Origin of the sequence: Parasutterella muris, assembly GCF_009767915.1 — a bacterium.
Taxonomy (GTDB): domain Bacteria; phylum Pseudomonadota; class Gammaproteobacteria; order Burkholderiales; family Burkholderiaceae_F; genus Parasutterella; species Parasutterella muris.
On record NZ_WSRP01000036.1, the window covers coordinates 1 to 26,272 of the forward strand.

A 26,272-nucleotide genomic window follows, 5' to 3' on the forward strand; every position below is an offset into this window, starting at 1 on the left:
GTTGAGTTTTTCCTTCCAAGTCGTCTTATCATTCAGCATTATTTTTCTGAGCCCAAAGTTGTCATGGTTGAATCTTTGTACCTCCAATACCTGTTCGGAGGATTTGTCAGTCTTATTGTTATCACAAATCCGCTCTCTAAGATTCCCCTTTTCATCAGCCTGACACAGGGAATGTCGGTGGATGTCAGAAAAAAACAAGCCAATTGGGCCTGTTATTACGCTGCCGCCATTATGCTTGTCAGCCTTGCCGCCGGCAACCTGCTCCTTGTCTTCTTCGGAATCTCATATGGAGCGCTGCGTATCTCCGGCGGTTTCGTCGTCGGTCTGATCGGATATCAAATGCTGTTCGGAGCTCGTGACCAACAAGGAGCGCCGGTTGTGCGCAGAGACAAGGACGACTACTCGTTCTTTCCGCTTGCGATGCCCGGTATCAGCGGTCCCGGTACGATCGCTGTGGTTATCGGTATCGCCTCAGAAATCGCGGAACTTCCGCAGGTAATCGATATGGCGGGCGCCTTCTTTATGACCGGAGTCGCCATTATCCTGACCGCATTTGTGACTTGGATCGTGCTTCGATGCGCCGATTACATCTCCGAGCGTCTCGGACCGAGCGGAACTCAGGTGCTGACTAAACTCATGGGGTTCCTGCTCATCTGTATCGGCGTCCAATTTATCGGCTCGGGCGTGCGAACGTTTATCGCAGGATCATAAACAAAGGGGCCTCAGGGCCCCTTTAGTTTACTTACTCAGTTGTCACGCTCTTTGCCAGATTTCTCGGCTTATCTACATCGGTCCCCTTGGCAACCGCTGTGTGATACGCCAGCAGCTGCAGAGGGAGCACATGAAGAATCGGAGAAAGATGACCATAGTTCTCGGGCATCTTAATCACGTGAATACCGGGCGCGCTTTCTATGTTTGTACCTTGGTCACAGAATACAAAAAGCTCTCCCTTTCTTGCACGAACTTCCTGCATATTGCTTTTCAGCTTTTCCAGCAGTTCGTCATTTGGCGCAACCGTCACTACCGGCATTTCTGCGTCAACCAGTGCCAGCGGTCCGTGCTTGAGCTCTCCGGCCGGATATCCTTCAGCGTGCAGATAGCTGATTTCCTTAAGCTTCAGCGCTCCTTCAAGCGCGATCGGATAGTGGACTCCGCGGCCTAAGAAAAGCGCATTATTTTTAGACGCAAAGAAAGAAGCCCATTCTTTAATTTCGTTTTCTTTCTCGAGGACGACATGCATGGCCTGAGGCAGATGACGCATATCAGCCATTAGTTTTTCCTCCGCCTCAGCGCTCAGTCTGCCTTTTTCTTTTGCAATCGCCAGCGTCATTAAAAAGAGCGACGCAAGCTGTGTTGTAAACGCCTTTGTTGAAGCCACACCGATCTCCACACCTGCTCGTGTGATGTAATGCAGTCGAGTCTGCTTCACCATAGCGCTTGTTGCAACGTTGCAGATGGTCATCGTCTTGTCCATGCCCAGAGATTTGGCATGTTCAAGAGCCGCTAAGGTATCCGCGGTCTCTCCCGACTGAGAAATCGTCAGCACCAGAGTGTCCTTATCGGGGACTGACTCTCTATAGCGATATTCGCTGGCAATTTCAACATCACAGGGAACCTTGGCAAGGGCCTCAAGCCAATATTTAGCCACCAGACCCGCGTAATAACTTGTGCCGCAGGCAATAATCAGAACGCGTTTAATCTGCTGGAAAATCTCTTTTGCCTCATGTCCGAAAATGGCGCTGGTAACGAATTGGACGCCTTCTAGGGTATCGGAAAGCGCCTGCGGCTGCTCGAAGATTTCCTTCTGCATGTAGTGCGTATAAGGGCCTAAGGCAATACCTGAAGTAAAGCCCTGAACAACAGAAACAGGCCTTTGGATCTCGACAAATTCGTCTCCTAAGCGGTTCCAGATCTGTGCTGAAGTCGGACGAATATCGGCAACGTCACCGTCTTCGAGATAGATATAACAATCAGTGACACCGGCCAGAGCAAGCGGATCTGAAGCGATAAAGTTTTCTTTATCTCCAAGCGCTACCACGAGAGGCGCGCTCATCTTGGCGCCAATGACACGATCCAGCTCATCTTTGCAGGAAACCGCAATGCCGTACGCACCCTTCAGACGAAGAACCGTCTTCTTTACCGCCTCAAGAAGATCCCCTTCGTAATAACTATGGACCAAATGAACGATAACCTCAGTATCGGTTTCACTTACGAATACGTAGCCCTTCGCTTTGAGTTCTTCTCGGAGCGGCTCATAGTTCTCAATGATGCCGTTATGAACCACCGCAATCTGATCATGCGAGAAGTGCGGATGTGTATTGCAGATCTCGGGCGCGCCGTGGGTAGCCCACCGAGTGTGAGCAATTCCGGAAAGTCCCTTAATTCCATTCTTTTCTGTCTGTTCGATCAGATCCTGAACTCTTGAAACCGTGCGCGCTCTTTTAAGCCGATTCTCATCGACTACGGCAACGCCGCATGAGTCATAACCACGATACTCAAGCCTTCTGAGACCTTCTGTCAGAATCGGAACAATATTTCTATAGCTGCAGCCAGCGACAATTCCGCACATTTCTAAACTCCATTAAATTTTTTTCTTGACAGGCCTCTGCCAGCCCTGAATTTCTGTCTGCCGCACGCGGCTGATAACTAAAACATTTTCCGACACGTTCTTTGTCACTGTCGTACCAGCCCCAACTGTAGCGCCTTTGCCCACTTTAACAGGCGCGACAAGCTGAGTATCACTGCCGATAAAGCAGTCGTCTTCAATGACCGTCCTGAATTTATTCACGCCGTCATAGTTGCATGTAATCGTTCCTGCTCCGATGTTGACTCCGGAACCCATAGCCGTATCGCCGATATACGAGAGATGATTGACTTTGCTTGCGGCACCGATCGAGCTTTTCTTAATTTCTACAAAGTTGCCAATGTGCACATCGTCCGACAGTTCTGCAAGCGGTCTCAATCGCGCAAAGGGACCGATCTTCGCGTTCTTTCCGACTGTAGCTCCGTCAAAATGACTGTACGCTTCAACGGTTGTTCCGCTTCCGATCACAGAAGACTTAATCACACAGTACGGGCCGATCTTCACATTGTCTTCTATTACAACGTCACCTTCAAAAACGCATCCGACATCGATGAAAACATCGCGGCCGCACTTCAAATTTCCGCGAATATCCAGTCGGTTTTTATCTGCGAGAAGCACGCCCTGCTTCATCAGTGCCACTGCCTGTCTGGCCTGATAAGCGCGTTCCAAGGCTTCTAACTGAAGTTTGTTGTTGGCACCTTCAACTTCCCAAGGGTCCGTTGCTTTAAAGGCATGTACAGTGCGGCCTTCACTGGCAGCCATCCCAACCAGATCTGTCAGATAGTATTCCTGCTGATTATTGTCGCAGCGAAGGTTTTTAAGCCAGCGCGTAAGATCCGACGTCGGCACCAGCATAAATCCGGTATTTACCTCCCTGACCTTCTTCTGCTCGCTGTCTGCGTCTTTCTCTTCTACGATACGTTTTATCTCTCCGTTTTCACGAATAATTCTTCCGTAGCCGGTCGGATCATCTAAATCGATCGTCAAAAGACCAAACCCGCCTTCAGCTGCCTGAACGAGCTTTTTCAGCGTATCGGCAGTAATCAGGGGCACATCTCCGTATAAGACCAAAGTCGGAGAAGAAGGATCAAGGTATCTCTCGGCCTGCAGGACAGCGTGTCCTGTGCCTTTTTGTTCTGCCTGAAGCGCAAAGGATACCGGCTCACCATCCAGATGCGACATCACGGATTCGGCTCCGTGCCCAACCACAACAATAATTTTTCCTTCCGAGGAGACTTGTTTTGCAGCCGCAAGGACATGATCCAGCATCGGCTTGCCGCCGACCGGCTGCAGAACTTTGGGAAGTGAAGAATACATGCGTTTGCCGAGTCCGGCAGCCAAAATAACTATGTTCATTTTCTCAACAAATTAGCTTGCAGAATCATATAAATACTTGTCTTTGTTTTCCTGCCAGGAGCGAACGCATTCGCGATTTGCCCGAAGCGGCAGCAAAGAGCCGAGTACCTGTCCAAAACCGGCGGCGAGGAATCCGCCCAGAAGCGCCGGGAATTCCTCCCCTAACGCAGTAAATGAAAGCACACCCCAGACAATGGTCCCGATGAAGATGGAGCACCAGCACCCGATCGTTGTGGAACGCTTCCAATACAGCCCTAGCGTCAGCGGCCAGAAAGCGCCAATCACCGGGAATTGATAAGCCATAGCCGCCAATTCATAAATCGGAGTGCCTTCCATACTGAGCGCATAGATCAAAACGCCAATTGCAAACACGATCAGTGAAATTCTCATCGCCTTCAATTCGCGCTGGTCGCTGAGCGGCATGATGTTTCTCAGAACGTTCTCAACAAATGTTGTTGTCGGAGCAAGCATGGTAGCTGAAGCGGTTGACATCACAGCCGAGAGGACAGCACCAAAGAAAAGAATGCGCAGCCAAAGCGGCATGTATTCCTTAATAAAGCTCGGCAGGATCTCCTGCGGATCGCTTGCCATCAGCTTTGCTGCCAAATCCGGAACCGCAAGGGTTGCGGCAATAACGATAAACATCGGGACCGAGGCAAACAACAGATAAAAAGAGCCGCCGAGAATAGGACCGAAACAGGCTATCTTCTCAGATTTTGCCGACATGACGCGCTGGAATACGTCCTGCTGAGGAATAGAGCCGATCATCATAGTGATCGCCGCAGAAGTCCAAAACATCCAATCCTTAAACGTATTTTCCGGGAAGAATCGAAACAGCTGATGTTCGCTCGCATATTCCGCAACTTTCATCGGACCACCCGCCATAGATCCCGCAAAGCAGGCGACAATCACCAAACCGATAACGATGATGATCATCTGGAAAAAATCCGTGAGCGCAACAGACCACATACCGCCGAAAACGGTATAGATCAAAACGACAATCGTTCCGACAATCATGGCATTGCTGACAGAGACATAACCTTCGGTCAGCAAATGAATGACAAGGCCCAAGGCTGCTACTTGAGCTGCAACCCAACCTAAATATGAGAGAACGACGAAAATTGAACAGCAGAGTTCTACTGACACGCCGTACCTTCTTCGATAGAAGTCGCCGACGGTAAGAAGACTCATGCGATAAAGCTTTCTGGCAAAAAACATTCCCACCAGAATCAGAGCCATACTGGAACCAAAAGGCTCCTCTACAACTCCGGACAATCCATTTTGAATAAACTGTCCGGGAAGACCAAGAACCGTCTCACTGCCAAACCACGTCGCAAAAGTCGCTGTAATAACCATTACCAGCGGAAGCGATCGACCGGCCAAAGCGTAGTCAGTGGTGCTTCGGACCCGTGTGGCCGCAAAAAGACCAATCGCGACGGTGCAGAGCAAATACAAACCAACAAACAGGGTCAGTTTCATTGCCGGATTATCCTCGTATCAAAAATGAAAAAGAACGGTCGGCCTTTCGACTCTCCGAGCCAATGTTTAATTTTAGAAAAAAATTACTTGCAAGAAAAGAAAAAAGGGGCTTTTTGCCCCTTTCCGAAGGAACCTAAAAATTAAGCCTGCTGAATGCCTGCAAGCAGCCAGCCAGACTTGCCTTCCTTGGATTTAACCAAATTCCAAATCTCGTTGATCTTAGTCGGTTCACCGTTCTCTCTCAAATCTCCGGTGAAGCGGACAGAGGCAACGTACTCGGTCGGAGTCGTTTCAAAACCGGCAAGATCCGTGTGAAGGCTGACGATTTCAGTCAGGTTCGCGCCTTTAATTTCGCGACGCTGATGCGTCAGTTCAATGAACAGATCATCCGTGCAGTAGTTGGCGAGATCGTCCATATCTCCGCAGTCCCAAGCCTTCTGAAGCATCTTGAAATAGGCAGAGGACATATTCAGGAATTCTTCCTTATTGAATTCAGCAGGAACCTCAAAGCTGGAGGCGGAACTCTCGGAAGGATTCTCAGAGAATTCATCCATCGCGGAACCCGGACGAGCGCTAAAAGAAGAAGAGAGCGGTTCGGATGATTTCATCATGGGTTCGGGAGCCTTGTTTTCCTGCGGGAACGGAACCGAGCTTGTGCGCTGCTGCGTACTGGATGCCGCCGTAGTCTTTCGGGCCGTGAACATTCTAAAGGCGAGCAGCGCAAGCATAGCAAGCGTCAAAATCATCAGGAACTGTGCAAAGCCTTCGCCTAAACCAAGCATATTGGCAAGCGCCATAAAGCCGAGTGCAGCGGCAGCGCCGATTAAAAGACGTTTACCCATGCTCATACCGGCAGTCTTCGCTGCGGCAGTACCGGCAGCCGCAGCTGCTCCGGGCTTACGCGCCGCGGCGGCAGGGGCTTTTGAAGAGAACGGGGAGGAGGGAGCCGCCTTGGGGATGCTCATTGAACGGCCAAAACTGGAGCCGCCTCCAAGGCGAGCCGCGGATGCGTCTACCGTGACAGCGACAAGAGAGAGGCCGATCAAAAGAGCGGCAAAAAATTTCTTCATACTTTCCTCTATTTTCAATTTTTATATCCAATGTGAAGGGCTGTAATTCCAAAGGTGAAATTTTCCCACTCAACCTTTGAAAACCCCACGGAACTCATGATTTTAGCAAGAGTTTGCTGATCGGGGTGCATTCGGATGGACTCCGCTAAGTAACGATAGTTTTCAGCGTTTCCGGCGATTTTTGAGGCCAAAAAGGGCATCACATGGAAAGAATAAAAATCATAGAATGGTTTCATCCATGCCGCAGGTTTGGAAAACTCAAGAACTATAACTTTTCCGCCCGGTTTACATACACGCAGCATTTCGGCAAGCGCCCTGTCTTTGTGCGTCATATTTCTCAGGCCGTAAGACACAATCACGACATCAAAGTAGTTGCTCGGGCACGGGAGCGCCTCAGCGTCACACTCCGCGACATACGGAACATACCCGGCCTCGCGCAGTCTGCGTTCACCAATCTTGAGCATCTCTAAATTGATGTCGGTAAGCCAGACTTCGCCTGACGGACCGATCTTTTTCTCGATCAGCAGTGAAATATCGCCGGTTCCGCCTGCGATATCAAGTACCTTCATACTTTCCTTGATGTCCGCTTTGTGAATCGCAGCATGTTTCCACATCCTGTGCAGCCCAAAAGAAAGAATGTCATTCATCAAGTCATAGCGGGGAGCGACTTCATTAAAGACCTCCTTCACATGTTCTGCTTTTTCTTCCTCCGGAACTTTCTTAAATCCGAAGTCTGTTAGGTGTTTTTGCTCTTTGTCAGTCATGATTAATGATTTGGGCAGCTTGGTTTCTTTTTTTCAATAAAAGGAAGGTTTGCCGGATCGTCCGGATCTCTTGATGCGCCGGCCTGTGTCAGCTCACTGAGGTAATCCTCCCAAAGCTGATCCTTGCGGACTCCGATTTCATAGAGCCAGTCCCAGCTGTATAGGCCGCTGTCATGGCCGTCTGAAAACGTAATCTTCAGCGCATATTCTCCGACAGGCTGGACGTCGGTAATCGTCACATCCCGTTTGCCGACCTGAAGTTTTTTCTCCTCAGGGGTATGCCCCTGAACTTCTGCCGACGGAGAGAATACTCTCAGGAATTCGTAAGGAAGCTCAAAGGTTTCTTCACCAAAGACGATTTCCAATAAACGTGATTTATTTCTGAAATTAATAGATGTAGGATTTTTCATGTTATTGCTCTCAATCGCAAAAGTGTATCAAGCTTATAGAGGCCTCTATCCCCGGAAGCTTTTTTTTCACCGAATATGAGCGATTGATTTGATTTAACCGATGACTGTTTTGTAGAATTGAACATCTTAGCACCCGTAGCTCATCTGGATAGAGTACTGCCCTCCGAAGGCAGGGGTAGTGGGTTCGAACCCCGCCGGGTGCGCCATTTTCTCTTGATCACTCTTCAGCTTTCGGGCGCCTCTTCCCGTGTTTCCTTTGTTTTAAGCAAAAAACAAGGATTTCGGCCGGGCTCATTTATATAATGATTCAAATCTCGATCCGTAAAAGAGCGCAGAAATGCTTCCTGCTTTACTTACCATTGCCGGTGTCCATCTTATTGCGCTGGCATCTCCCGGCCCTGATGTTTTTATTGTGATGCAGACCGCTGCAAGCCGATCCAGGAAGGAAGCTTTTTGCTGCGTTCTCGGAATTTCTCTGGGCGTTGCCTTTTGGGTTACTTTGGCTTTGCTCGGACTTCAGTGGCTGTTCGACACATTCATTTGGCTCCACAAAATTGTTATGGGGTTGGGCGGCATGTACCTGCTTTGGATGTCATTCAATATCCTCCAACACGCGCTTAGCCGCTCTCAGGCAGCCGAGAACGTCGAAAGCGAAGTCCAATCCTCAGCCGCAAAAGCTTTTATCACGGGTCTCTGCACCAATCTTGCAAACGCCAAAGCGATCGTCTATTTCAGCGTCGTTTTCGCTCCTTTCATCACCCCGGACATGTCCGGCGGCTACTCTGCCGTGATCGGTATTCTTGTCGTTTTAGAAACATTCCTGTGGTTCTCGTTTGTCGCCCTTTTGCTCGGAATGCCAAAGCCGAAACAAATTTATCGATCAGCCGGAAGGTGGATCGACGGAGTGTGCGGCGTTATTTTCGGAGCATTCGGCGCCGCACTGCTGTACTCCGCTGCAGTTAAATAAAAGTAGGCACTTACTTCTATTCCTCTAAGGGATCAACCTTTTGAATAATATACAGTTTATCGTTCTCTCTAATTTTTTCTGAGAGTCGGAACGTTACATGCTGCCCCTTACAAACCTGCGTCACCGGTTTGCCGTCCACACAGGGATTTTTCAATTCAGAATAAACCGCTCCCGTTGTCGGCCCGGTAATGAGGATACGATCTCCTGCTCTAATTTCTGCAGCCTGAATTAAAAATTCGGCGACACCCGCCTTAGCAAAGTATTTACAGCCTTTGCCCGCATAGATCTTTCTTTCGGTAGCCTGTGAGCCGTAGCGATTGCTCCACTCCCCCATTGTCTGTCCGAGGTAATAGCCATTCCAGAATCCGCGGTTATAAACTGTTGATAATTTATCGTCCCAAGACTTGCTGATCTCTTCGTTCCAGTTTCCTGCCAAAACCTGTCTAATCGCCTGATCGTAGGCTTCAACCACGGTTTTTACGTACTCGGCACCTCGAGCGCGCCCTTCAATCTTGAAAACACGAACACCGGCCTTCATCATCAAATCGATAAAACCAATTGTCTTCAGATCCTTCGGAGACATGATGTATTCATTATCGATTTCCAGTTCGACATCCCGCTCCTTATCTTTAACGATGTAAGCGCGCCGGCAGGTCTGCATACAGGCGCCTCTGTTAGCGCTTCTGCCGCGGGTATTGAGACTGAGGTAGCACTTGCCGCTGATCGCCATACAAAGAGCTCCGTGGCAGAACATTTCAATTCGGACCAAATCTCCGTTAGGACCTCGAATTTGTTCACTCTGTATGGCCTCGTATATTTTCTTAACCTGTCTCAGATTAAGTTCTCTTGCAAGAACCACAACGTCGGCAAACTGCGCATAGAACTTTAATGCCTCTTTGTTGGAGATATTCAGCTGCGTGGAAAGATGCACTTCCATTCCTCTTTCGCGGCAATACATCATCACCGCGGCGTCAGACGCAATCACCGCAGATATCCCGGATTCAGCCGCCGCATCAATGATCTCTCTCATCAGAGAAATATCTTCATCATAGATAACGGTATTCACCGTCAAATAGCTTTTGACTCCGCGACTTTTACAAAGCTCTGCGATTTCCTTCAAATCGTTTATCGTGAATTCATTTGCGGACTTAGAACGCATATTGAGCGCTCCGATGCCAAAATAAACTGAATCGGCGCCCGCCTGAAATGCCGCCGCTAATGACTCACGTGACCCGACCGGGGCCATAATTTCAAAATCTTTACGTTCCATATTAAAAACTCAAAGGGTCAACGTCAATATGCCAAACATTCTTGAACTGCCGGTTTTCTATTTCTGATGTGAATACCGCTAAAAACCGCTGCAGTTCCATTTTGTTGTCTGCCTCTATCAGCAGCTGAGCCCGTTCAATATCCATTACCTTCTGAACCGTCTGCGGAACCGGATCATAGAACCGAACACTTCCCGTTTGGACAGAAAGACCGATTTTCTTTACCTGAGATAGGAAGTCCAAGACTTCTCTAATGTCCTTTCCTTCGGAAATCATGAGCGCCTGAGCAGAGTACGGCGTCATGGAAGCTGTTTTACGTGCTTTTAATTCCTCTTGAGCAAATCCTTCGAAATCGTTGTCCTTCAGATATCGAAACAAGCTGTCCTTCGGATATTTCGTTTGAATCAGTACTTCGCCCTGCTCTCCGCTCCTTCCGGCACGTCCGGCAACCTGCATGAGCACGGAAAACAGTCTCTCTCGAGCGCGGTAGTCAAAGGACAGAAGCTGCGGATCAGTGTTCAGCACAACGACCAAAGACACCTTCTTGAAGTCGTGTCCTTTCGCCACAATCTGAGTTCCGATCAGAATATCAACTTCTCCGCTGTGAACTGCTTCAAGCATCCGACTCGCGCTTCCTCTGCGTCGGGCCGAATCCTGATCAAGTCTCATGATTTTAGCCTCGGGCCATTTTACTTCCAGCTCTTCTTCCGCCCTCTGAGTTCCTCTTCCGACGGGCTGAAGCTCATAGGAGCCGCACTTTGGACAGCTCGTGGGCAGCTTCATACTCCATCCGCAGTAATGACAGGTAAGTCTTCCCGTTGTTTTATGGAAGACCGCATAGGCCGAACAGTGGGGACAAGTCGAGTGCCAACCGCAGCTTTTACACTCCACGACCGGCGCAAAGCCTCGACGATTTAAGAAAACAATCGATTGGCGCCCCTTTTCCAGGGTATCTGTAATTTTCTCCGCTGTCTCTGAGCATATCCCGTTCTGCGGACGGTCCAAAGAAGTATCAATAAGCGTAATACGGGGAAGCTCAGCCGATTCGACTGCCCGCTTCTTCATCTTGTAAAGCCGGAATCTTCCTTCCAAAGCGTTTCGATAGGACTCCAGAGACGGCGTTGCAGAACCCAAAAGCACGGGAATGCCTTCAATCTGAGCTCTTTTAAGCGCTAGGTCCCTCGCGTTATAACGAACCCCTTCATGGGATTTATAGGAAGCATCATGCTCTTCGTCGACTATGATCAGCTTTAAATTCGGAAGGCTGGCAAATACGGACAGACGTGTACCGACCAAAATACTTGCCCGCTCTTCATGACAGGCCAGCCAAGATGAAGCTTTCTGACCTTCGGCCATGGATGAATTCCACGTAGCGACAACCCGATCTTTAAATCGATTGCCTATCCGGGAAACCAATTGAGGCGTCAGATTAATCTCCGGAACCATCAGCAGGATCTGAGCCTTTGGATCGGCTTTAAATGTATTCTCAATAAGCCTTAGATAAACCTCTGTCTTGCCGCTTCCGGTAACACCGAAAAGAAGAGCCGGTGAAAATCCTTTGCTTTGAGAAAAGTCATCCACAATAGCCTCCTGCTCTTTGTTGAGCAGGGGGATGTCTTCCGGAGCGTCGTTAGATTTAAATTTTCGGTCTCTTAATTTGGAAAGAGAATTCGCATAGTTCGGACCGGGAATCCTGCGGAAAAATTTTGGAAGTGCAGGGACCGCCACCATCCCGTGCCTGCTGAGATAATAACGAGCGGCAAAGGCGGTCAGTCTCATCCAGTTTTCGGAAAGCGGCGCAATTTCGTCCGGTCTTCCGGCAACCTTTCTCAGTTTATTGACCGGCCATTCGGAACTGTCGGAGAATCCGGCAACGATGCCTATGACATTTCTTCTTCCAAGCGGGACAATACAGCGCTCTCCGACGCGCAAGCCCAGCTCCGGCACATTCTTATAGTCGAGCTGGCCCCTTAAAGGAGCATCAACAATGACTTTAACAATTGACTGGGCCATAGCGCTGAGATATTCCGTACAAATTTAAAAAGAACGGCCTCCAAGTTAACTCAGAGACCGATCGAATTACTTTACTTCATTAACAGCCGGTTTTTCAGCTCAAATACAATTTGATTCCATTTTTCACTTAATCATGGAATCTGCGGCTGTATTCATGCACTTCATCCACCAGCGCAGCAACTGTATCAGGATCCGTATCTTTATCAATGCCGTGCCCCAAATTGAAAACATGGCCACCCTGACCAACCATACCGAAATCTTCAATGACTTTTCTCGCCTGAGTTCTGACTTCATCCGGTCCTGCAAAAAGAATAGACGGGTCCATATTTCCCTGCAGACAGACGCTGTCACCGATCTGACGGCGTACATCTCCCAAACTAACCGTCCAGTCAACACCCATTGCATCGGCGCCGCAAGCGGCAATATCCGTAAGCCAAGGAGCAGATCCTTTCGTAAAGACGATTGAAGGGATTCTCTTTCCGTCTCGTTCCTTAATTAAGCCGGAGACGACCTGAGAAATGCACTTCAGCGAATACTCAAGATAATCACTGTGAGCAAGAGCGCCGCCCCATGTATCAAAAATCATCACGGCGTTTGCACCGGCCTCAATCTGTGCATTCAGATAAGAGGTCACGGCTGCGGTGTTGACGTCCAGAATCTGTTTTAAGAGGTCAGGGCGCCTATACAGCATTTCCTTAACCTTTCTAAAGTTCAATGAACTTCCGCCTTCAATCATATAGCAGGCAAGCGTAAACGGGCTTCCCGAAAAGCCAATCAGAGGAATACGGTCGTTCAGCGCTCTCTTGATTTCTACTACCGCGTCGGTAACGTACTTCAGTTTATCGGCGGGATCAGGAACAAAGAGTTCTTTTACCGCAGCCTCATCCTGAACGGGTTTCGCAAACTTCGGTCCTTCACCTGGCAAAAACGAAAGGCCAAGCCCCATTGCGTCAGGAATCGTCAGAATATCGGAGAAGAGAATCGCCGCATCCAAAGGATAACGATCCACCGGCTGGAGCGTCACTTCACATGCATAATGCGGATTCATTGCCAAATCCATAAAACTTCCGGCTTTAGCTCTTGTTGCGCGGTATTCCGGCAGATAACGGCCCGCCTGACGCATCAGCCAAATGGGAGTGTAAGGAACCTTCTCTTTTAAAAGAGAACGGAGAAAAATATCATTCTTTAAAGGCATAGAATCCCTGTCCTGATTAATTTGCTGAACTTCCTACATTGTAGAAACAGAAAATGAATCAGTGATTAAGACAATGGGGCAGAACTGCATCGAAATATTTTTTCGTGCAGTTCAATTTATTAACGAACTACCAGTACAGGACGATCAGCTTTAGCTAAAACCTGCTGGGTAGAGCTTCCGATAAACAAAGAACCGAGCGTGCCCAAACCGCGGCTTGCCATAACGATGAAGCGAACATCACGTTCCTGTGCCGTTTTAAGAATGGCATCCGGAACAGAGTTGCCGACGACTTCAGCAACCTCACAAGGAACGCCGACTCTCTGGCATGCATCTTTGACATCCTCGAGAGTGCGGTCAGCAACTTCAGAGCCCTTCGCTTTGACAACTGTCATACCAAGAACGCAGGTGTTGAGGTTTTTTGCAAGTTTTGCAGCGGTAGTAATGGCTTTTTCCGAAATTTCGGAACCGTCAGTTGAAACAAGAATCACGGGTATCTCCTGGTAAAGGTCAATCGGTATATTTTAGTCAATTACTGGATAAAAAAAACTCCGGTAGATACCTAGTAAATACCGGAGTTTAAAAAAGACTTAGATTTATCTCTTGAGCTTCTGCAGGATACGAAGCTGTTCGGCGAGCATACTGATTTCCGCTTCAACCTTAGCAAGCTCGATTTCGCTTGCGCTTGTCTTAGCAGCAGCCTTCGCTCTTTCCATAGCTTCTTTCGCCTTGGCTTCATCAAGGTCTTTACTTCTGATAGCCACATCAGCCAGCACGATTACATGGTAGGGCTGAATTTCTAAGACCCCGCCCGCTACGAAGATTTCCTCTTCCTGGTTCCCGTTCGTATGAATACGAACAAGACCCGGACGAATCAGCGTAATGAGAGGGGTATGGCCTGGCAGAATACCGAGCTCGCCTTCGATACCGGGCAGAGCTACAAACTCGGCGTCGCCGCTAAAAAGACTTTCTTCAGCGTTTACAACGTCGACTTTTAAGGTTTTTTCCATTTAATTCTCCAGGTTGGCTGGTGAGAGACGAGCTCTCACCTCAGATTACTTGATGGTCTTAGCCTTTTCAAAAGCTTCATCAATTGTGCCGACCATGTAGAAGGCCTGTTCCGGAAGCTGATCGCATTCGCCGTCAACAATCATCTTGAAGCCGCGGATGGTTTCCTTCAGCGGAACATACTTACCGGGGGAACCGGTAAACACTTCAGCAACATGGAAGGGCTGAGAAAGGAATCTCTGGATCTTACGAGCTCTTGTAACGGCGAGCTTATCTTCAGGAGAAAGTTCGTCCATACCAAGAATCGCAATAATATCGCGGAGTTCTTTATAGCGCTGCAGAGTGGCCTGAACACGGCGAGTTACGCTGTAATGTTCTTCACCGATGATGTTCGGGTCGATCTGACGAGAAGTAGAGTCAAGCGGGTCGACAGCCGGATAAATACCCAGAGCTGCGATATCACGAGACAGAACAACTGTAGCGTCCAAGTGACCGAATGTTGTAGCCGGAGAGGGGTCAGTCAAGTCGTCAGCAGGAACGTAAACAGCCTGAATGGAGGTAATAGAACCAACCTTTGTAGAAGCAATACGTTCCTGAAGCTTACCCATTTCTTCAGCCAGTGTCGGCTGATAGCCTACGGCTGACGGCATACGACCGAGCAGGGCGGATACTTCAGTACCGGCCAGTGTATAACGATAAATATTGTCGATGAAGAGAAGAATATCTCTGCCTTCATCACGGAAGGCTTCAGCCATTGTCAGACCGGTAAGAGCCACGCGGAGACGGTTTCCGGGAGGTTCGTTCATCTGACCGAAGACCATGGCCACTTTGTCGAGAACCTTAGATTCGCCCATTTCATGGTAGAAGTCATTACCTTCACGGGTACGTTCACCGACACCGGCGAAAACAGAGTAGCCGCCGTAAGCCTTAGCGATGTTGTTAATAAGTTCCATCATGTTGACGGTCTTACCAACACCGGCACCGCCGAACAGACCAATCTTACCGCCTTTGGCGAACGGGCAGACAAGGTCAATAACCTTAATGCCTGTTTCAAGAAGGTCGACGGACGGGCTCAGTTCGTCAAACTTAGGAGCAGCTCTGTGGATCGGCATACGCTTTTCTTCGCCGATCGGACCTGCTTCATCGATCGGACGTCCGAGAACGTCCATGATACGGCCGAGAGTCTTCGGGCCGACCGGAACTGTAATTCCGTGACCGAGAGCTTTAACAGCCATACCGCGCTGGAGACCTTCGGAAGAACCCATAGCAATGGTTCTAACGATGCCGTCACCCAGCTGCTGCTGAACTTCAAAGGTCAAACCTTCTTCAGCAAGCTTATTGTTTTCGTCCTTTTCAAGGACAAGTGCGTCGTAAACTTTCGGCATTTCTTCGCGGGGGAACTCGATGTCGACCACCGCGCCGATAACCTGTACGATCTTTCCGATACTCATAGGTATTCCTCGTTTCGATTTCTTTTCAATTAAGACACAGCCGCGGCGCCACCGACGATTTCGGTGATTTCCTTAGTAATGCCGGCCTGACGTGTCTTGTTGTAGACCAGTTGCAGATCGTCGATAAGCTTCTTAGCGTTATCAGATGCGGCCTTCATGGCGACCATACGAGCACTCTGTTCGCTTGCCATGTTTTCCGCTACTGCCTGATAAATAAGCGCTTCAACGTAACGCTTGAGCAGAACCTTTAAAACTTCTTCAGGGCTAGGTTCATAGATGTAGTCCCAAGAGTTTTGATGTTTGTCCGTCTCAACGGCCGATTTCGGCAAAGGAAGAAGCTGTTCAATCACAGGTTCCTGCTTCATCGCATTGATGAAACGGGAGTAGGCGATGTAGACGTGGTCTACACGGCCTTCCTGATAGGCTTCGATCTGAACTTTAATCGCTCCGAGCAAGCGTTCCAAATTTGGACGATCACCGAGCTGAACGACCTGCGAGACAATTGGCACACCGATGCGCTGGAGGAAACCTAATCCTTTGTTTCCAATAGCAGTCGCTTCAACTTTCTTACCTTCATGCGCCCAATCTCTAAGGGTATGAGCCAAAAGTCTCTGAATATTGGTATTCAAAGCGCCGGCCAAACCCTTATCGGTTGAAACAACAATCAAGCCGATGTTCTTTTCCTCCGCAGACTTGTGGAGGAACGGATGAACGGCTTCTGTTGAAGCTTCTGCCAGGTGACCGATTAAGTTACGGATGGTATCGCCGTACGGACGGGCCGCACGCATACGATCCTGGGCCTTCTTCATCTTGGAAGCGGCCACCATCTCCATCGCCTTTGTGATCTTACGGGTGTTTTGAACCGATCTGATCTTGGCTCGAATTTCTTTGGTACTTGGCATTAGGATCCTCTAACGTTGCTCAATTAGAAAGCACCGGATTTCTTGAACTCTTTGACAGCTTCTGTCAGAAGTTGTTCATCTTCCTTAGAGAGCTGCTTTGTCTCTTCAATACGTCCGATCAGATCAGCATGATTAATCTTCATGTAATCCTGCATCGCGTTTTCGACTTTCAGAGCATCCTTAACTTCGACATCATCATAGGCACCCATGTTGATGGCGAAAAGTACGAGAGCTTCTTCCCAAACCTGAAGAGGCTGGTACTGAGGCTGTTTCATGAGTTCGGTAACGATACGGCCGCGTTCCAGCTGTTTGCGTGTCGCTTCGTCAAGGTCGGAAGCAAACTGAGCAAACGCAGCAAGTTCACGGTACTGAGCCAGGGCCAGACGTACACCGCCGCCAAGTTTCTTAATAACTTTGGTCTGAGCAGCACCACCGACTCGAGAAACCGAGATACCGGGGTTGATCGGAGGACGGATACCGGCGTTAAAGAGGTCGGTTTCCAAGAAGATCTGACCGTCGGTAATAGAAATCACGTTGGTCGGAACGAACGCTGTAACGTCGCCTGCCTGTGTTTCAATAATCGGAAGAGCAGTCATAGAACCAGTCTTACCCTTGACAGCACCCTTGGTAAAGCGTTCGACGTATTCCGGGTTGACACGCGCAGCTCTTTCGAGCAGACGGCTGTGCAGATAGAAAACGTCGCCAGGGTAGGCTTCACGTCCCGGCGGACGGCGAAGCAGCAGGGAAATCTGACGATAGGCCCAAGCCTGCTTGGTCAAGTCATCATAAACAATGAGAGAGTCCTCACCGCGGTCGCGGAAGTATTCACCCATTGTTGCTCCGGAGTAAGGAGCAATGTACTGCATGGCTGCAGATTCGGAAGCGGAAGCCGCAACGACGATGGTGTAATCCATTGCGCCGTATTCTTCGAGCTTACGAACAACGTTGGCAATCGTAGAAGCCTTTTGGCCGATCGCAACATAAATACAGATAAGGTCTTTGCCTTTCTGATTGATGATGGTATCGATAGCAACAGCAGTCTTTCCAGTCTGACGGTCGCCAATGATCAATTCACGCTGACCGCGTCCGATAGGAACCATAGAGTCAACAGACTTAAGACCGGTCTGGACAGGCTGGCTAACAGACTGACGTTCGATAACGCCAGGAGCAACCTTTTCAACAACGTCATATTCGTCGGTAACGATCGGGCCTTTGCCGTCAATCGGCTGACCAAGAGCGTTAACGACACGACCGATCAGGGCGCGTCCGACGGGGACCTGAAGGATTCGGCCGGTAGTTTTAACAATGTCGCCTTCGGAGATATGTTCATAGCTACCCAGAATAACAGCACCGACAGAGTCTCTTTCAAGGTTAAGAGCGAGACCGTAGGTGTTGTTGGGGAACTCAAGCATTTCACCCTGCATCACATCGGAAAGTCCGTGGACACGACAAATACCGTCGGTAACAGATACGACTGTACCTTCGGTACGAAGGTTGGTATTCAGACCCATACCTTCGATTCGCTGCTTCAGCAGCTCGCTAATTTCACTCGGATTGAGTTGCATAGCTATCAGCTCCGTAATTAACTTGTGAGGCGAGACTTCATTTGCTCAAGTCTTGCCTTAACTGTGCCATCAAGCACCTTGTCACCGACTGTAACGCGGACTCCGCCGATCAAAGAGTTGTCAACGACAACCTTGGGCAGAAGTTTCAGGTTCGGGAATTTCTTTTCCAGAGCCTTGACAAGGTCAGCTAACTGCTCATCATTCATGGGGTATGCGCTTTCGATAAGAACGTCGGCCTCATGATTTTCCTGATTGAGCAAATGACGAAATTGTGCAGTGATCTGAGGAAGAGCTTCGAGTCTTCCGTTTTCGATTACTAATTTGAGGAGGTTTTCGGCTTCGGCAGGAACCTTATCACCGAGCATTCCTCGAATAAGATCGTAAGTTTGGTTCACGGTCAAAGAAGGATCGTTAGATAATTCTTTGAGCTTAGGATCCTCAACGATCTCATCCAGCACGTCGAGAACAGGCAAAAGCTTGTCAGCCAAACCCTCTTCTTTACTGTCCTTAACAGCCTTAAGCAACGCTTCGGCATAAGGACGTGCGATAGTTGAGATCTCTGCCATGATTACAATTTCGCCTTAAGTTGGTCAAGTAATTGCTGGTGAGCCGAAGCATCGACTTCTTTACCCAGGATCTGGGAAGCTCCGGACACAGCCAAATTTGCAACCTGATCCCTAAGAACGTCTTTGGCAGCCTGGATTTCCTGAGCAGCCTGTGCACGAGCCGCGGCAATGATCTTATCGGCTTCGACCTGAGCCTGTTCTTTGGCTTCGTCGATAATAGCCTGACCACGCTTTTCGCCCTGAGCAACAATAACCTGAGACTGGGCTCGAGCGGCAGCTTCGATGGAAGCTCCTTCTTTTTTCGCTTCTTCCAAAGCATGTTCGCCGCGATCAGCTGCGGCTAAACCGTCAGCAATCTTTTTCTGCCGCTCTTCGATTGCTCGATTGAGCGGTGGCCAAATGAACTTCATGGTGATCCAAGCACCGACGAAGAACACGGCCATCTGTACGAACAATGTGGCATTAATGTTCATTTTCTAATCCCGTTAAGCATTTGCTGAGCAAATGCAGTTTGTCTATAAAAACCGCAACGAAGGTTTGGCTGATTAGCCGACAAACGGGTTAGCAAAGGCGAACATCATGGCGATACCAACACCGATAAGGAACGCAGCATCGATAAGGCCGGCGAGAAGGAACATCTTGGTCTGCAGTGTGTTGATGAGCTCAGGCTGGCGAGCAGAGGCTTCAAGATACTTGGAACCCATGATAGCGATACCGATACAGGCACCGAAAGCACCAAAGCCAATAATCAGGCCACAAGCTAATGCAACATAAGCGACGTTTGTCATAACGAACTCCTTGTTTAATATGACGTGTTTAAATCAAAAGAAAGAAAATAATTAGTGTCCTTCATGAGACTGACCGATGTAAACCAGAGTCAGCATCATCATAATGAAGGCCTGAAGTAAAACAATAAGAATATGGAAAAGCCACCAGCAGAGACCAGCAAAGAACTGGCCGATCACACCGAAAGCAGTCATTCCGATTTCTCCCTGCCAAAGCATACCTGTAAGCAGAGCGATCAGGAAGAACAGCAGTTCACCGGCATACATGTTGCCGAAGAGTCGCATACCCAGAGAGACTGTTTTAGCAATGTATTCGATGATGTTTAAAAGGAAATTAAACGGCCAGAGCAGGATGAAATTACCGAAAGGCGCTGTGAAAAGCTCTTTGTTGAAACCGGCAATACCCTTGATCTTAATACCGTAGTAGATCATGAGAAGAAGCACGCCGCAGGAAATGCCGAGCGAACCGTTCAAGTCGGCAGTCGGAAGCGGACGCAGGTAGTGAATTCCGAACCAGCTGCCGATGGCGGGGAGCAAATCAACCGGGATAAGGTCGATTGCATTCATAAAAGTAACCCAAACAAAAACTGTCAGAGCAAGCGGAGCGATGAAGGTTCTGTCTCCGTGAACGATAGATTTCGCCTGATCAGAAACCATCTCAACAAGCATTTCAACAGCACACTGCCATTTCCCCGGAACTCCGGTGGTCGCTTTCCTGGCCGCTGAGTATAAAACCCAAAGCGCAAGAATCATCATTGCGATAGAGAATACTGCCGTGTCGAAGTTAAAAACAGAAAAGTCAACAATGCTTGTCTGCTTTACTGTGGACAGATGCGTTAAGTGGTGCTGAATATACTCAGTAGCCGTGCCTGCCATGATTGTTAATCCTTAATTATTCCCTGCTAGCTAAAGCAAAAACGTGACTTAATAGAACTACGCCGGCCGACAAAATAAACGCTAACCAGTTAAGTTCTTTATAAAACAAAGCGACGCTGAGAAATCCTAAGATGACCAGCGAAACCTTGATAAATTCAAAAACAAATATCCCTAGAGGACTTGCGGCTCTGTTCCTGGTTAAGTACATCAAAAAAATAACCAAGAAAGACGGGAGCGCACACACAGCACCACCTAATAAGGACGACACAGCCGCCGCACTTCCGCCAATGGCCAGCGCAGCAACTGTACAAATCAGACAGGCTATCAGTTGGCAGAAAACAACTCTTCTTAACGCTTTCATAAAAACAATTGTCTTCAGACCGTCCTGTAGAAACACGTGAATTCTAATAACTTAGCTTAATCTGAGCAACTCAAACCGCAGAATATCATCCGTTCTACCGAAGGGTTTATATGGATACAGGTATATTTTGTTACGTTTTTAACGACTTAAGAGCCTCATAAGCTCTTCCATATCTTTTTTCGAGTCAAATGAAATGCGCAGAACTCCCTTTCCCGAATCGCCGGATGTAACCTTTACTTTCAGGTTTAGGATTTTTGAGAGTTCTTTCTCGTATGACGCCCATTCTTTGTTTTTTTCAGAAGGCGCTTTCGGCTGATCCTTTTGCTCAGACTGTTCTTTCATCCTCCGGACAAGCTCTTCAGTCTGTCTAACGGATAAATCCTTCGAAATGATCAGGTTCGCTGCAGAAATTCTCTCTTTTTCCGGAAGCGAAAGAAGGCATCTGGCGTGCCCCATATCGAGTTGCCCCTCACGAACCATATCCTGAATCTCTTGGGGTAATGAAAGCAAGCGAAGAATATTGCTGATCATCGGACGTGACCGCCCGATAGCTGCCGCTATTTCTTCGTGGCTGTACTTAAATTCCTGAACCAAACGCTCCAACCCAGCTGCGACTTCCATCACATTAAGGTCCTCGCGTTGCAGATTCTCAACAAGCCCGATTATCATTGCCTGCTTGTCGTTTACACCCAGAATACGAACTGGGACTTTTTTCAAACCGGCTAATAATGCAGCCTGATAGCGGCGTTCACCGGCGAGAATCTCAAATTTGTCCGCATCCGTCCTTCTCACGACAATCGGGTTAAGAATGCCGTTTGCTTTAATTGAATCTGATAAATCTTTCAGAGAATCCTGTTCAAACTTTGTCCTCGGCTGGAACTTTCCGGGATGCAGAGAGTTGATGGGAAGGGTCGAAGGTAAAGTTTCGTCCGGGGATGTATCAAGGACATCAGCAACGCTCTTCACGCCAAAAAAATTATCTAAGCCTTTTCCTAATCCTTTGGGTTTTCTTGTTACCAATTTATTTACCTTTCTTTCCGCGTTTAATCAACTTGTGGAGTTTTTCCCGTTTTCCAAATTCCTCGGCAAATGATCTATAGGCCTGGGCTCCTCTTGAGCTCGAGTCATAGTTCAGACCAGACAGCCCATGACTCGGTGCTTCCGCTAAGCGAACATTCGTAGGTACAACCGAACCAAACATAGATTTTCCAAAGAACTCAGTCAACTGATCGCTAACCTGTCGCTGAAGAGTGATTCTCGGATCAAACTTCACACGAAGCAGACCGGATATAACCAGATCTCCGTTTATTTGTTCACGCACTGCGCGAATCGTCAGAAGCAAATCGGATACACCCTCAAGGGAAAAGTACTCGCAAGTCATCGGGATAATCAGACCCGCTGAAGCACTGAAAGCATTAATGGTTAAGATCGACAATGTCGGCGGGCAATCAATCAGAACGACGTCGTATTCGTCTTCAAGAGGGGAGAGGAGTTTCTTAAGCGCCAATTCCTTCTGTTCGGCCCCCAGAAGCTCTTCTTCTGCAGAGGCAAGTCGTCTGTTTGCTCCGGCAACATCGTAGCCATTTTGTGAGTGAGTGATCACTCTCTTTAAATCAGCCTGACCAATAATTGCTTCATAAATCGAAGGAAGCAGCTTCACTTTATCGATACCGCTTCCCGTAGTTGCATTACCTTGAGGGTCAAGGTCAATTAGAAGGACGCGATAAGACATCTCGGCAAGTGCTGCCGCTAAGTTAACAGCGGTCGTGGTCTTACCGACTCCGCCCTTTTGATTTGCAATACAGTAAATCTTTGACATTTAAGATTTCTTTCTAAACCCACTAAGTAACCGCACAATTTTACAGAGATTTAATTTTATTTTTCACCGAAAGGAACAGTGCCGTCAAAGACTGATTCAAATTGTCTATAAGTAGTCTCAAGACGGTAATGCTTAGGACATTTTAATCTTCCGTCCTCTAGAATGTTTCGTACAGGGCAAAACTTTGACCGATGTATCAGATAGCTGGAATACAGAAATGAGTGATCCCATCAAACTTCCCGATCGTCTGACCGCAGAGGATTCTTCTCCTCTTTGGGAGCAAGTTCTCAATGCCGCGGACGCCGGACAAGAGCGAACAGTAGACGCTGCCGCAGTTAAATTCTGTGATGAAAGCGGCTTAACTTTACTCTATGAAATAAGACGGCAGCCGGAGAGATTCCAGCTCATTAATCTTTCCGCTGATCTTGAAAGCGTATACGCGACGATGCTTCGGAATTTTTCACCGGACTTAACAGAGCGTGAGAAATTAGGGTTCGTCAGCACATTAGGTAAGTGGCTAGCCGATAAAGTTACCGATACAAAAAAGAGCATCATTTTTTTAGGCTCATGCATATGCGCTCTTTTTGGTGTCCTTATTCATCCCTCACTGATCAGATTCAGAGAGATTTACGATATTTCGGATGAGAGCGGAAGTAAAGCAGTCACCATTATTTGCCTCATCGGTTTTTTAATGGGCGTCATCATTGCATTTGAAACAGCGCTCGTTGCGAAAATTTTTGGTGCTGTCATCTTTGTCGTCAATGGTATTGGAATTGCCATGACACGCGAACTTGGTCCTCTAATGACCGCTATTTTATTTGCGGGTCGTACCGGTTCAGCGTTTGCCGCGCAGATTGGAACGCAAAAGGTAAGTGAAGAACTTAATGCAATTACCACGTTCGGTCTTGACCCGGTCTATTTTCTTGTGGTTCCTAGATTAATCGCCTCTTCACTTGTCCTCCCGCTTCTTTCTGTATTTGCCACGATACTTGGTGTATTAGGCGGCGGCCTGGTCATGAGGCTTTACGATATTACATTCACGCAGTTTTACATCCAGCTCATCCACTCAATTTCTGCGACGGATGTTTTTTTCGGCCTTATAAAGGCGGTTATTTTTGGATTTGTTATCGCCTTAATCGGCTGTGAATGCGGCATGAATACGGGTGCGGGCGCAGCTGCTGTGGGTGATTCGACGACTAAGTCCGTCGTCAAAAGCATTGTCTGGATCGTTCTGATTGACGGAGCCGCAGCTCTGCTCACCAACCGATTAGGATTTTAACCATGAAGGAAAGAGAATCTGTTATTCAGGTTAAAAACCTGACAATGGGATGGCCGGGAAAAGTTCTCTTGGATAATGTCTCTTTTGACATATACGATCGTCAGATTGTTTTTATTATGGGAGGTTCCGGATGCGGAAAGTCGACATTAATGAAAACAATTATTGGTCTTAATCCGCCTTTGTCCGGTGACATACTCATCAGAGGGAAAAGTATTATTCACTCGGGAAACGAAATCCCGAATATCCAGCGCAGTCTGGGCATTATGTATCAAAGCGGCGCTCTTTTTGGTTCCCTCAGCGTTCTCGAAAACGTACGCTTTCCTTTGGATCAGTTCACCGACCTGCCAATGAAAGCTAAGAATCTAACGTCTCTAATGCTTCTGAATGCGCTTGAGATGCCTGCAGCCGCTAATCTCATGCCTGGTGAGCTTTCCGGAGGCATGATCAAAAGGGCAGGTATCGCCAGAGCACTTTCTTTAGGTGCAACTATTCTTCTTCTTGATGAGCCAAGTGCGGGTTTAGATCCGATCACTTCGGCCAATCTTGACGAGACTATCAAAAAGCTAAGGGACGAACTCGGCTGTACCTTTGTTATTGTCAGTCATGAACTGCAAAGCATTTTCAGAATTGCGGACAGGTGTCTGATGCTGGATCCGAAGACAAAATCCATCATTGCTGATGGAAATCCAAAAGAGCTTCAGGAGAACTCGCCCAATCCGTGGGTAAGGCAATTTTTTAATGCAGAGCCTGATTCGGAGAATTAAATGAACAATAGAGCAAATTATTTTCGGCTGGGTCTGTTTGTTTTGACAGCCATTGTTCTGGCCGTCCTTTCGATCGGTGTCATAGTAGGTCCGAATCTTTTTCGTCCTCAGAGTCACCTCGAAACGTATTTCATGTTTTCTATTAGCGGGCTTGAAGTTGGATCTCCAGTTAAATTTAGAGGAATACCGGTAGGGGAGGTGGAAGAAATTCTTCTATCATCGGAAGCCTACCCTTCGAATCATCAGGAGATTCTCTCAGAAAAGAACTCCGTCGCTGTTGTCCGAATGAAAATCAACCTTGCGGATGAAGAAGTAAAAAAGCAGCTCAAAGAATACATTTCTCACGGATTGAGAGTTCAGACGCAGCTGGCCGGTATTACAGGTTCTCTCTACCTTTCCATGGAATTTTTGGATAGTGACAAATATCCGGCTGATCGAATCAAATTCAGTTGGACTCCAAAGTATTTGTATATTCCGTCAGCCCCGAGTTTAAGCAACGAAATTGTAGAGAATGTTAAAAATTTCCTTGCAAGTCTTGATACTCTTGATTTGAAAGGAAATCTGGAAGGAACTTTACCCGTTCTTCAATCTTTGATTGGAAACTTGGAGAGAATCGCCAAAGGCTTAGAGCCTAATCTATTTAATTCTCTTGGTGATTCGCTTACACAGCTCTTCGTAAACGCCGACCACAAAATAGATGAGATTAATGTTTCACATCTCAACGAGCTCATTGAGCAAATCAGAAAATCCGCTGCAAGTTTAGATAATCTTGCCAAACGAACGGAGGCAGAAAAGCTTGTTAAGAATTTGAGCAGTCTTTCTCAGAATCTCAACAACATGATTAAGACCAACAGTTACGATCTTGCTCTCACGCTCAGAAATTTGAATGCAATTGTTGAGAACTTAAAGAATCTGTCTTCATCTATCCCAAACAACCCTGCGGGTTTGCTGCTTTCACCCAAGCAGGCCGGCAATCCGTTAAGTAATAAATGAAATTGAAGGTACAAAATGCTTAGAAGACTTCTTCTTCAATCCTCTTTTCTGACCCTTGCAGGTTGTTCCATACTTCCGGAAAGACCTCCTCTCAAGCTTTATAGCATTTCATTAGGAGCGCCTACTTACAGGAACAGCATCAGTAAACGGAGACTTTCATCCGTTCGTGTCAATCCTCCCATGGTTGCCGAGCCATATGACTCATCAAAGATTTACGTCCTTGGAAAGGACAACAGAATGTTCAATACGGAAATCAGTCAGCTCGTTTCCACACCCTCTCAAATCATTGCTGCCGCAATTCGAGAAAAACTGTCCGCCGGTGGTCCTTGGAGAATTGTGCTGTTACCGAACTCCATTGCACAGTTTGATTATCAGCTGACGATCTTCATTTCAGAATTTTATATTTCTGCGGTTTCCAAGCCTTACCAGGCTAAGGTTGCTCTGCAAGCCTCGGTTACCACAACAGCCTTTGACAAGCTCGTTTATCAAAGACAATTCAGCGCAGCCTCAGACATTGAAAAAGCAGAAATTCCTCTGGCAGTCAAAGGACTGGAAAATGCCCTTAACACTGTCCTGAATGAACTGACTGTCAGTTTGAATGAGTCTCTCTGAAAAATAGAAATCCGTTATAAGAGCGTCATATCACTATAATGCCGTCTCTTGAGAAAACGGACCTATCATCGGCGGCAGATAAAAGCATAATTCGGCAGCTGCGAAAGAAGTCCTGTCTTTAGCCTCGTAAATTCTTCCCCAACCCCCGTGGTTGCTTAATTGTTCCCATTTTTTTAGAAGATAAATTT

At 47.8% G+C, this 26,272-nt stretch carries 27 protein-coding genes and 1 tRNA gene; 7 read left to right on the forward strand and 21 right to left on the reverse strand.

The features are described from left to right. Window positions 1–711, forward strand: a 711-nt coding sequence (locus E5987_RS10165; RefSeq protein ID WP_237178802.1) for a MarC family NAAT transporter, incomplete at its 5' end; no start/stop codon positions are given. Window positions 712–742: 31 nt separating this feature from the next. On the opposite strand, the gene glmS is transcribed toward E5987_RS10165, so the two are convergent. The 6 genes from glmS to E5987_RS10195 form a co-directional block, all read right to left on the reverse strand. Beyond that, entirely contained in the window at window positions 743–2,569 is a 1,827-nt protein-coding gene (gene glmS / locus E5987_RS10170) for a glutamine--fructose-6-phosphate transaminase (isomerizing) (RefSeq protein WP_160335975.1), read from the reverse strand. Window positions 2,570–2,581: 12 nt separating this feature from the next. Further along, window positions 2,582–3,940, reverse strand: coding sequence for a bifunctional UDP-N-acetylglucosamine diphosphorylase/glucosamine-1-phosphate N-acetyltransferase GlmU (glmU, locus tag E5987_RS10175; RefSeq protein WP_160335976.1), 1,359 nt, complete (start codon window positions 3,938–3,940; stop codon window positions 2,582–2,584). A 12-nt stretch (window positions 3,941–3,952) separates the two neighbouring features. Next, window positions 3,953–5,419: a high affinity choline transporter 1 gene (locus E5987_RS10180; protein ID WP_160335977.1), complete on the reverse strand. Its 1,467-nt coding sequence runs from the start codon at window positions 5,417–5,419 to the stop codon at window positions 3,953–3,955. Window positions 5,420–5,559: 140 nt separating this feature from the next. After that, complete coding sequence (locus E5987_RS10185) at window positions 5,560–6,489, reverse strand: Tim44 domain-containing protein (protein ID WP_160335978.1); 930 nt, start codon at window positions 6,487–6,489, stop codon at window positions 5,560–5,562. Window positions 6,490–6,503: 14 nt separating this feature from the next. Beyond that, window positions 6,504–7,253: a bifunctional demethylmenaquinone methyltransferase/2-methoxy-6-polyprenyl-1,4-benzoquinol methylase UbiE gene (gene ubiE / locus E5987_RS10190; RefSeq protein WP_160335979.1), complete on the reverse strand. Its 750-nt coding sequence runs from the start codon at window positions 7,251–7,253 to the stop codon at window positions 6,504–6,506. Between the two features lie 2 nt (window positions 7,254–7,255). Next, entirely contained in the window at window positions 7,256–7,663 is a 408-nt protein-coding gene (locus E5987_RS10195; protein WP_160335980.1) for a gamma-butyrobetaine hydroxylase family protein, read from the reverse strand. Window positions 7,664–7,792: 129 nt separating this feature from the next. On the opposite strand from E5987_RS10195, the gene E5987_RS10200 reads away from it, so the two are divergent. Then, a tRNA-Arg gene (locus E5987_RS10200) sits at window positions 7,793–7,869 on the forward strand. Between the two features lie 131 nt (window positions 7,870–8,000). Continuing rightward, on the forward strand, window positions 8,001–8,630 hold the full coding sequence (locus E5987_RS10205) for a LysE family transporter (protein WP_160335981.1): 630 nt from the start codon (window positions 8,001–8,003) through the stop codon (window positions 8,628–8,630). 16 nt (window positions 8,631–8,646) lie between these two features. Here E5987_RS10205 and E5987_RS10210 read toward each other — a convergent pair whose 3' ends face one another. The 15 genes from E5987_RS10210 to E5987_RS10280 form a co-directional block, all read right to left on the reverse strand. Continuing rightward, a complete protein-coding gene (locus tag E5987_RS10210; RefSeq protein ID WP_160335982.1) occupies window positions 8,647–9,900 on the reverse strand; it encodes a peptidase U32 family protein in 1,254 nt (417 codons plus the stop codon). A 1-nt stretch (window position 9,901) separates the two neighbouring features. Continuing rightward, window positions 9,902–11,911 (reverse strand): replication restart helicase PriA, encoded by a 2,010-nt coding sequence (gene priA, locus E5987_RS10215; RefSeq protein ID WP_160335983.1) that lies wholly within the window; start codon window positions 11,909–11,911, stop codon window positions 9,902–9,904. 127 nt (window positions 11,912–12,038) lie between these two features. Next, window positions 12,039–13,106 (reverse strand): uroporphyrinogen decarboxylase, encoded by a 1,068-nt coding sequence (gene hemE / locus E5987_RS10220; RefSeq protein ID WP_160335984.1) that lies wholly within the window; start codon window positions 13,104–13,106, stop codon window positions 12,039–12,041. A gap of 119 nt (window positions 13,107–13,225) precedes the next feature. Continuing rightward, a complete protein-coding gene (locus tag E5987_RS10225) occupies window positions 13,226–13,594 on the reverse strand; it encodes a universal stress protein (RefSeq protein ID WP_251451437.1) in 369 nt (122 codons plus the stop codon). 105 nt (window positions 13,595–13,699) lie between these two features. After that, window positions 13,700–14,113, reverse strand: a complete 414-nt coding sequence (locus tag E5987_RS10230) for a F0F1 ATP synthase subunit epsilon (RefSeq protein WP_160335985.1) — start codon at window positions 14,111–14,113, stop codon at window positions 13,700–13,702. A gap of 45 nt (window positions 14,114–14,158) precedes the next feature. Then, entirely contained in the window at window positions 14,159–15,562 is a 1,404-nt protein-coding gene (atpD, locus tag E5987_RS10235; RefSeq protein ID WP_160335986.1) for a F0F1 ATP synthase subunit beta, read from the reverse strand. A 29-nt stretch (window positions 15,563–15,591) separates the two neighbouring features. Then, complete coding sequence (gene atpG, locus E5987_RS10240) at window positions 15,592–16,464, reverse strand: F0F1 ATP synthase subunit gamma (RefSeq protein WP_160335987.1); 873 nt, start codon at window positions 16,462–16,464, stop codon at window positions 15,592–15,594. 23 nt (window positions 16,465–16,487) lie between these two features. After that, window positions 16,488–18,029 carry a F0F1 ATP synthase subunit alpha gene (gene atpA, locus E5987_RS10245; protein WP_160335988.1) on the reverse strand — a complete coding sequence of 514 codons (1,542 nt, stop codon included), beginning with the start codon at window positions 18,027–18,029 and terminating at the stop codon, window positions 16,488–16,490. Window positions 18,030–18,046: 17 nt separating this feature from the next. Further along, window positions 18,047–18,595, reverse strand: a complete 549-nt coding sequence (locus E5987_RS10250; RefSeq protein ID WP_160335989.1) for a F0F1 ATP synthase subunit delta — start codon at window positions 18,593–18,595, stop codon at window positions 18,047–18,049. Between the two features lie 2 nt (window positions 18,596–18,597). Continuing rightward, window positions 18,598–19,068, reverse strand: coding sequence for a F0F1 ATP synthase subunit B (locus tag E5987_RS10255; RefSeq protein WP_160335990.1), 471 nt, complete (start codon window positions 19,066–19,068; stop codon window positions 18,598–18,600). A gap of 72 nt (window positions 19,069–19,140) precedes the next feature. After that, entirely contained in the window at window positions 19,141–19,383 is a 243-nt protein-coding gene (gene atpE / locus E5987_RS10260; RefSeq protein WP_008810358.1) for a F0F1 ATP synthase subunit C, read from the reverse strand. Window positions 19,384–19,434: 51 nt separating this feature from the next. Next, the gene (gene atpB, locus E5987_RS10265) at window positions 19,435–20,256 is read right to left on the reverse strand and encodes a F0F1 ATP synthase subunit A (protein ID WP_160335991.1); all 822 of its coding nucleotides are present in this window, start codon (window positions 20,254–20,256) and stop codon (window positions 19,435–19,437) included. A 16-nt stretch (window positions 20,257–20,272) separates the two neighbouring features. Further along, complete coding sequence (locus E5987_RS10270; RefSeq protein ID WP_160335992.1) at window positions 20,273–20,617, reverse strand: ATP synthase subunit I; 345 nt, start codon at window positions 20,615–20,617, stop codon at window positions 20,273–20,275. Between the two features lie 138 nt (window positions 20,618–20,755). Beyond that, complete coding sequence (locus E5987_RS10275; protein WP_160335993.1) at window positions 20,756–21,637, reverse strand: ParB/RepB/Spo0J family partition protein; 882 nt, start codon at window positions 21,635–21,637, stop codon at window positions 20,756–20,758. Between the two features lies 1 nt (window position 21,638). Beyond that, complete coding sequence (locus E5987_RS10280; protein ID WP_160335994.1) at window positions 21,639–22,436, reverse strand: ParA family protein; 798 nt, start codon at window positions 22,434–22,436, stop codon at window positions 21,639–21,641. Between the two features lie 217 nt (window positions 22,437–22,653). Here E5987_RS10280 and E5987_RS10285 point away from each other — a divergent pair, with 217 nt between their 5' ends. From E5987_RS10285 to E5987_RS10300, 4 genes are read left to right on the forward strand one after another with little or no spacing between them, the layout of a single operon-like run. Continuing rightward, window positions 22,654–23,715: an ABC transporter permease gene (locus tag E5987_RS10285; RefSeq protein WP_160335995.1), complete on the forward strand. Its 1,062-nt coding sequence runs from the start codon at window positions 22,654–22,656 to the stop codon at window positions 23,713–23,715. Between the two features lie 2 nt (window positions 23,716–23,717). Continuing rightward, on the forward strand, window positions 23,718–24,479 hold the full coding sequence (locus E5987_RS10290; RefSeq protein WP_160335996.1) for an ABC transporter ATP-binding protein: 762 nt from the start codon (window positions 23,718–23,720) through the stop codon (window positions 24,477–24,479). Then, entirely contained in the window at window positions 24,480–25,472 is a 993-nt protein-coding gene (locus E5987_RS10295) for an MlaD family protein (protein ID WP_160335997.1), read from the forward strand. 15 nt (window positions 25,473–25,487) lie between these two features. After that, window positions 25,488–26,084: an ABC-type transport auxiliary lipoprotein family protein gene (locus E5987_RS10300; protein ID WP_160335998.1), complete on the forward strand. Its 597-nt coding sequence runs from the start codon at window positions 25,488–25,490 to the stop codon at window positions 26,082–26,084. The last annotated feature ends 188 nt before the right edge of the window (window positions 26,085–26,272 follow it).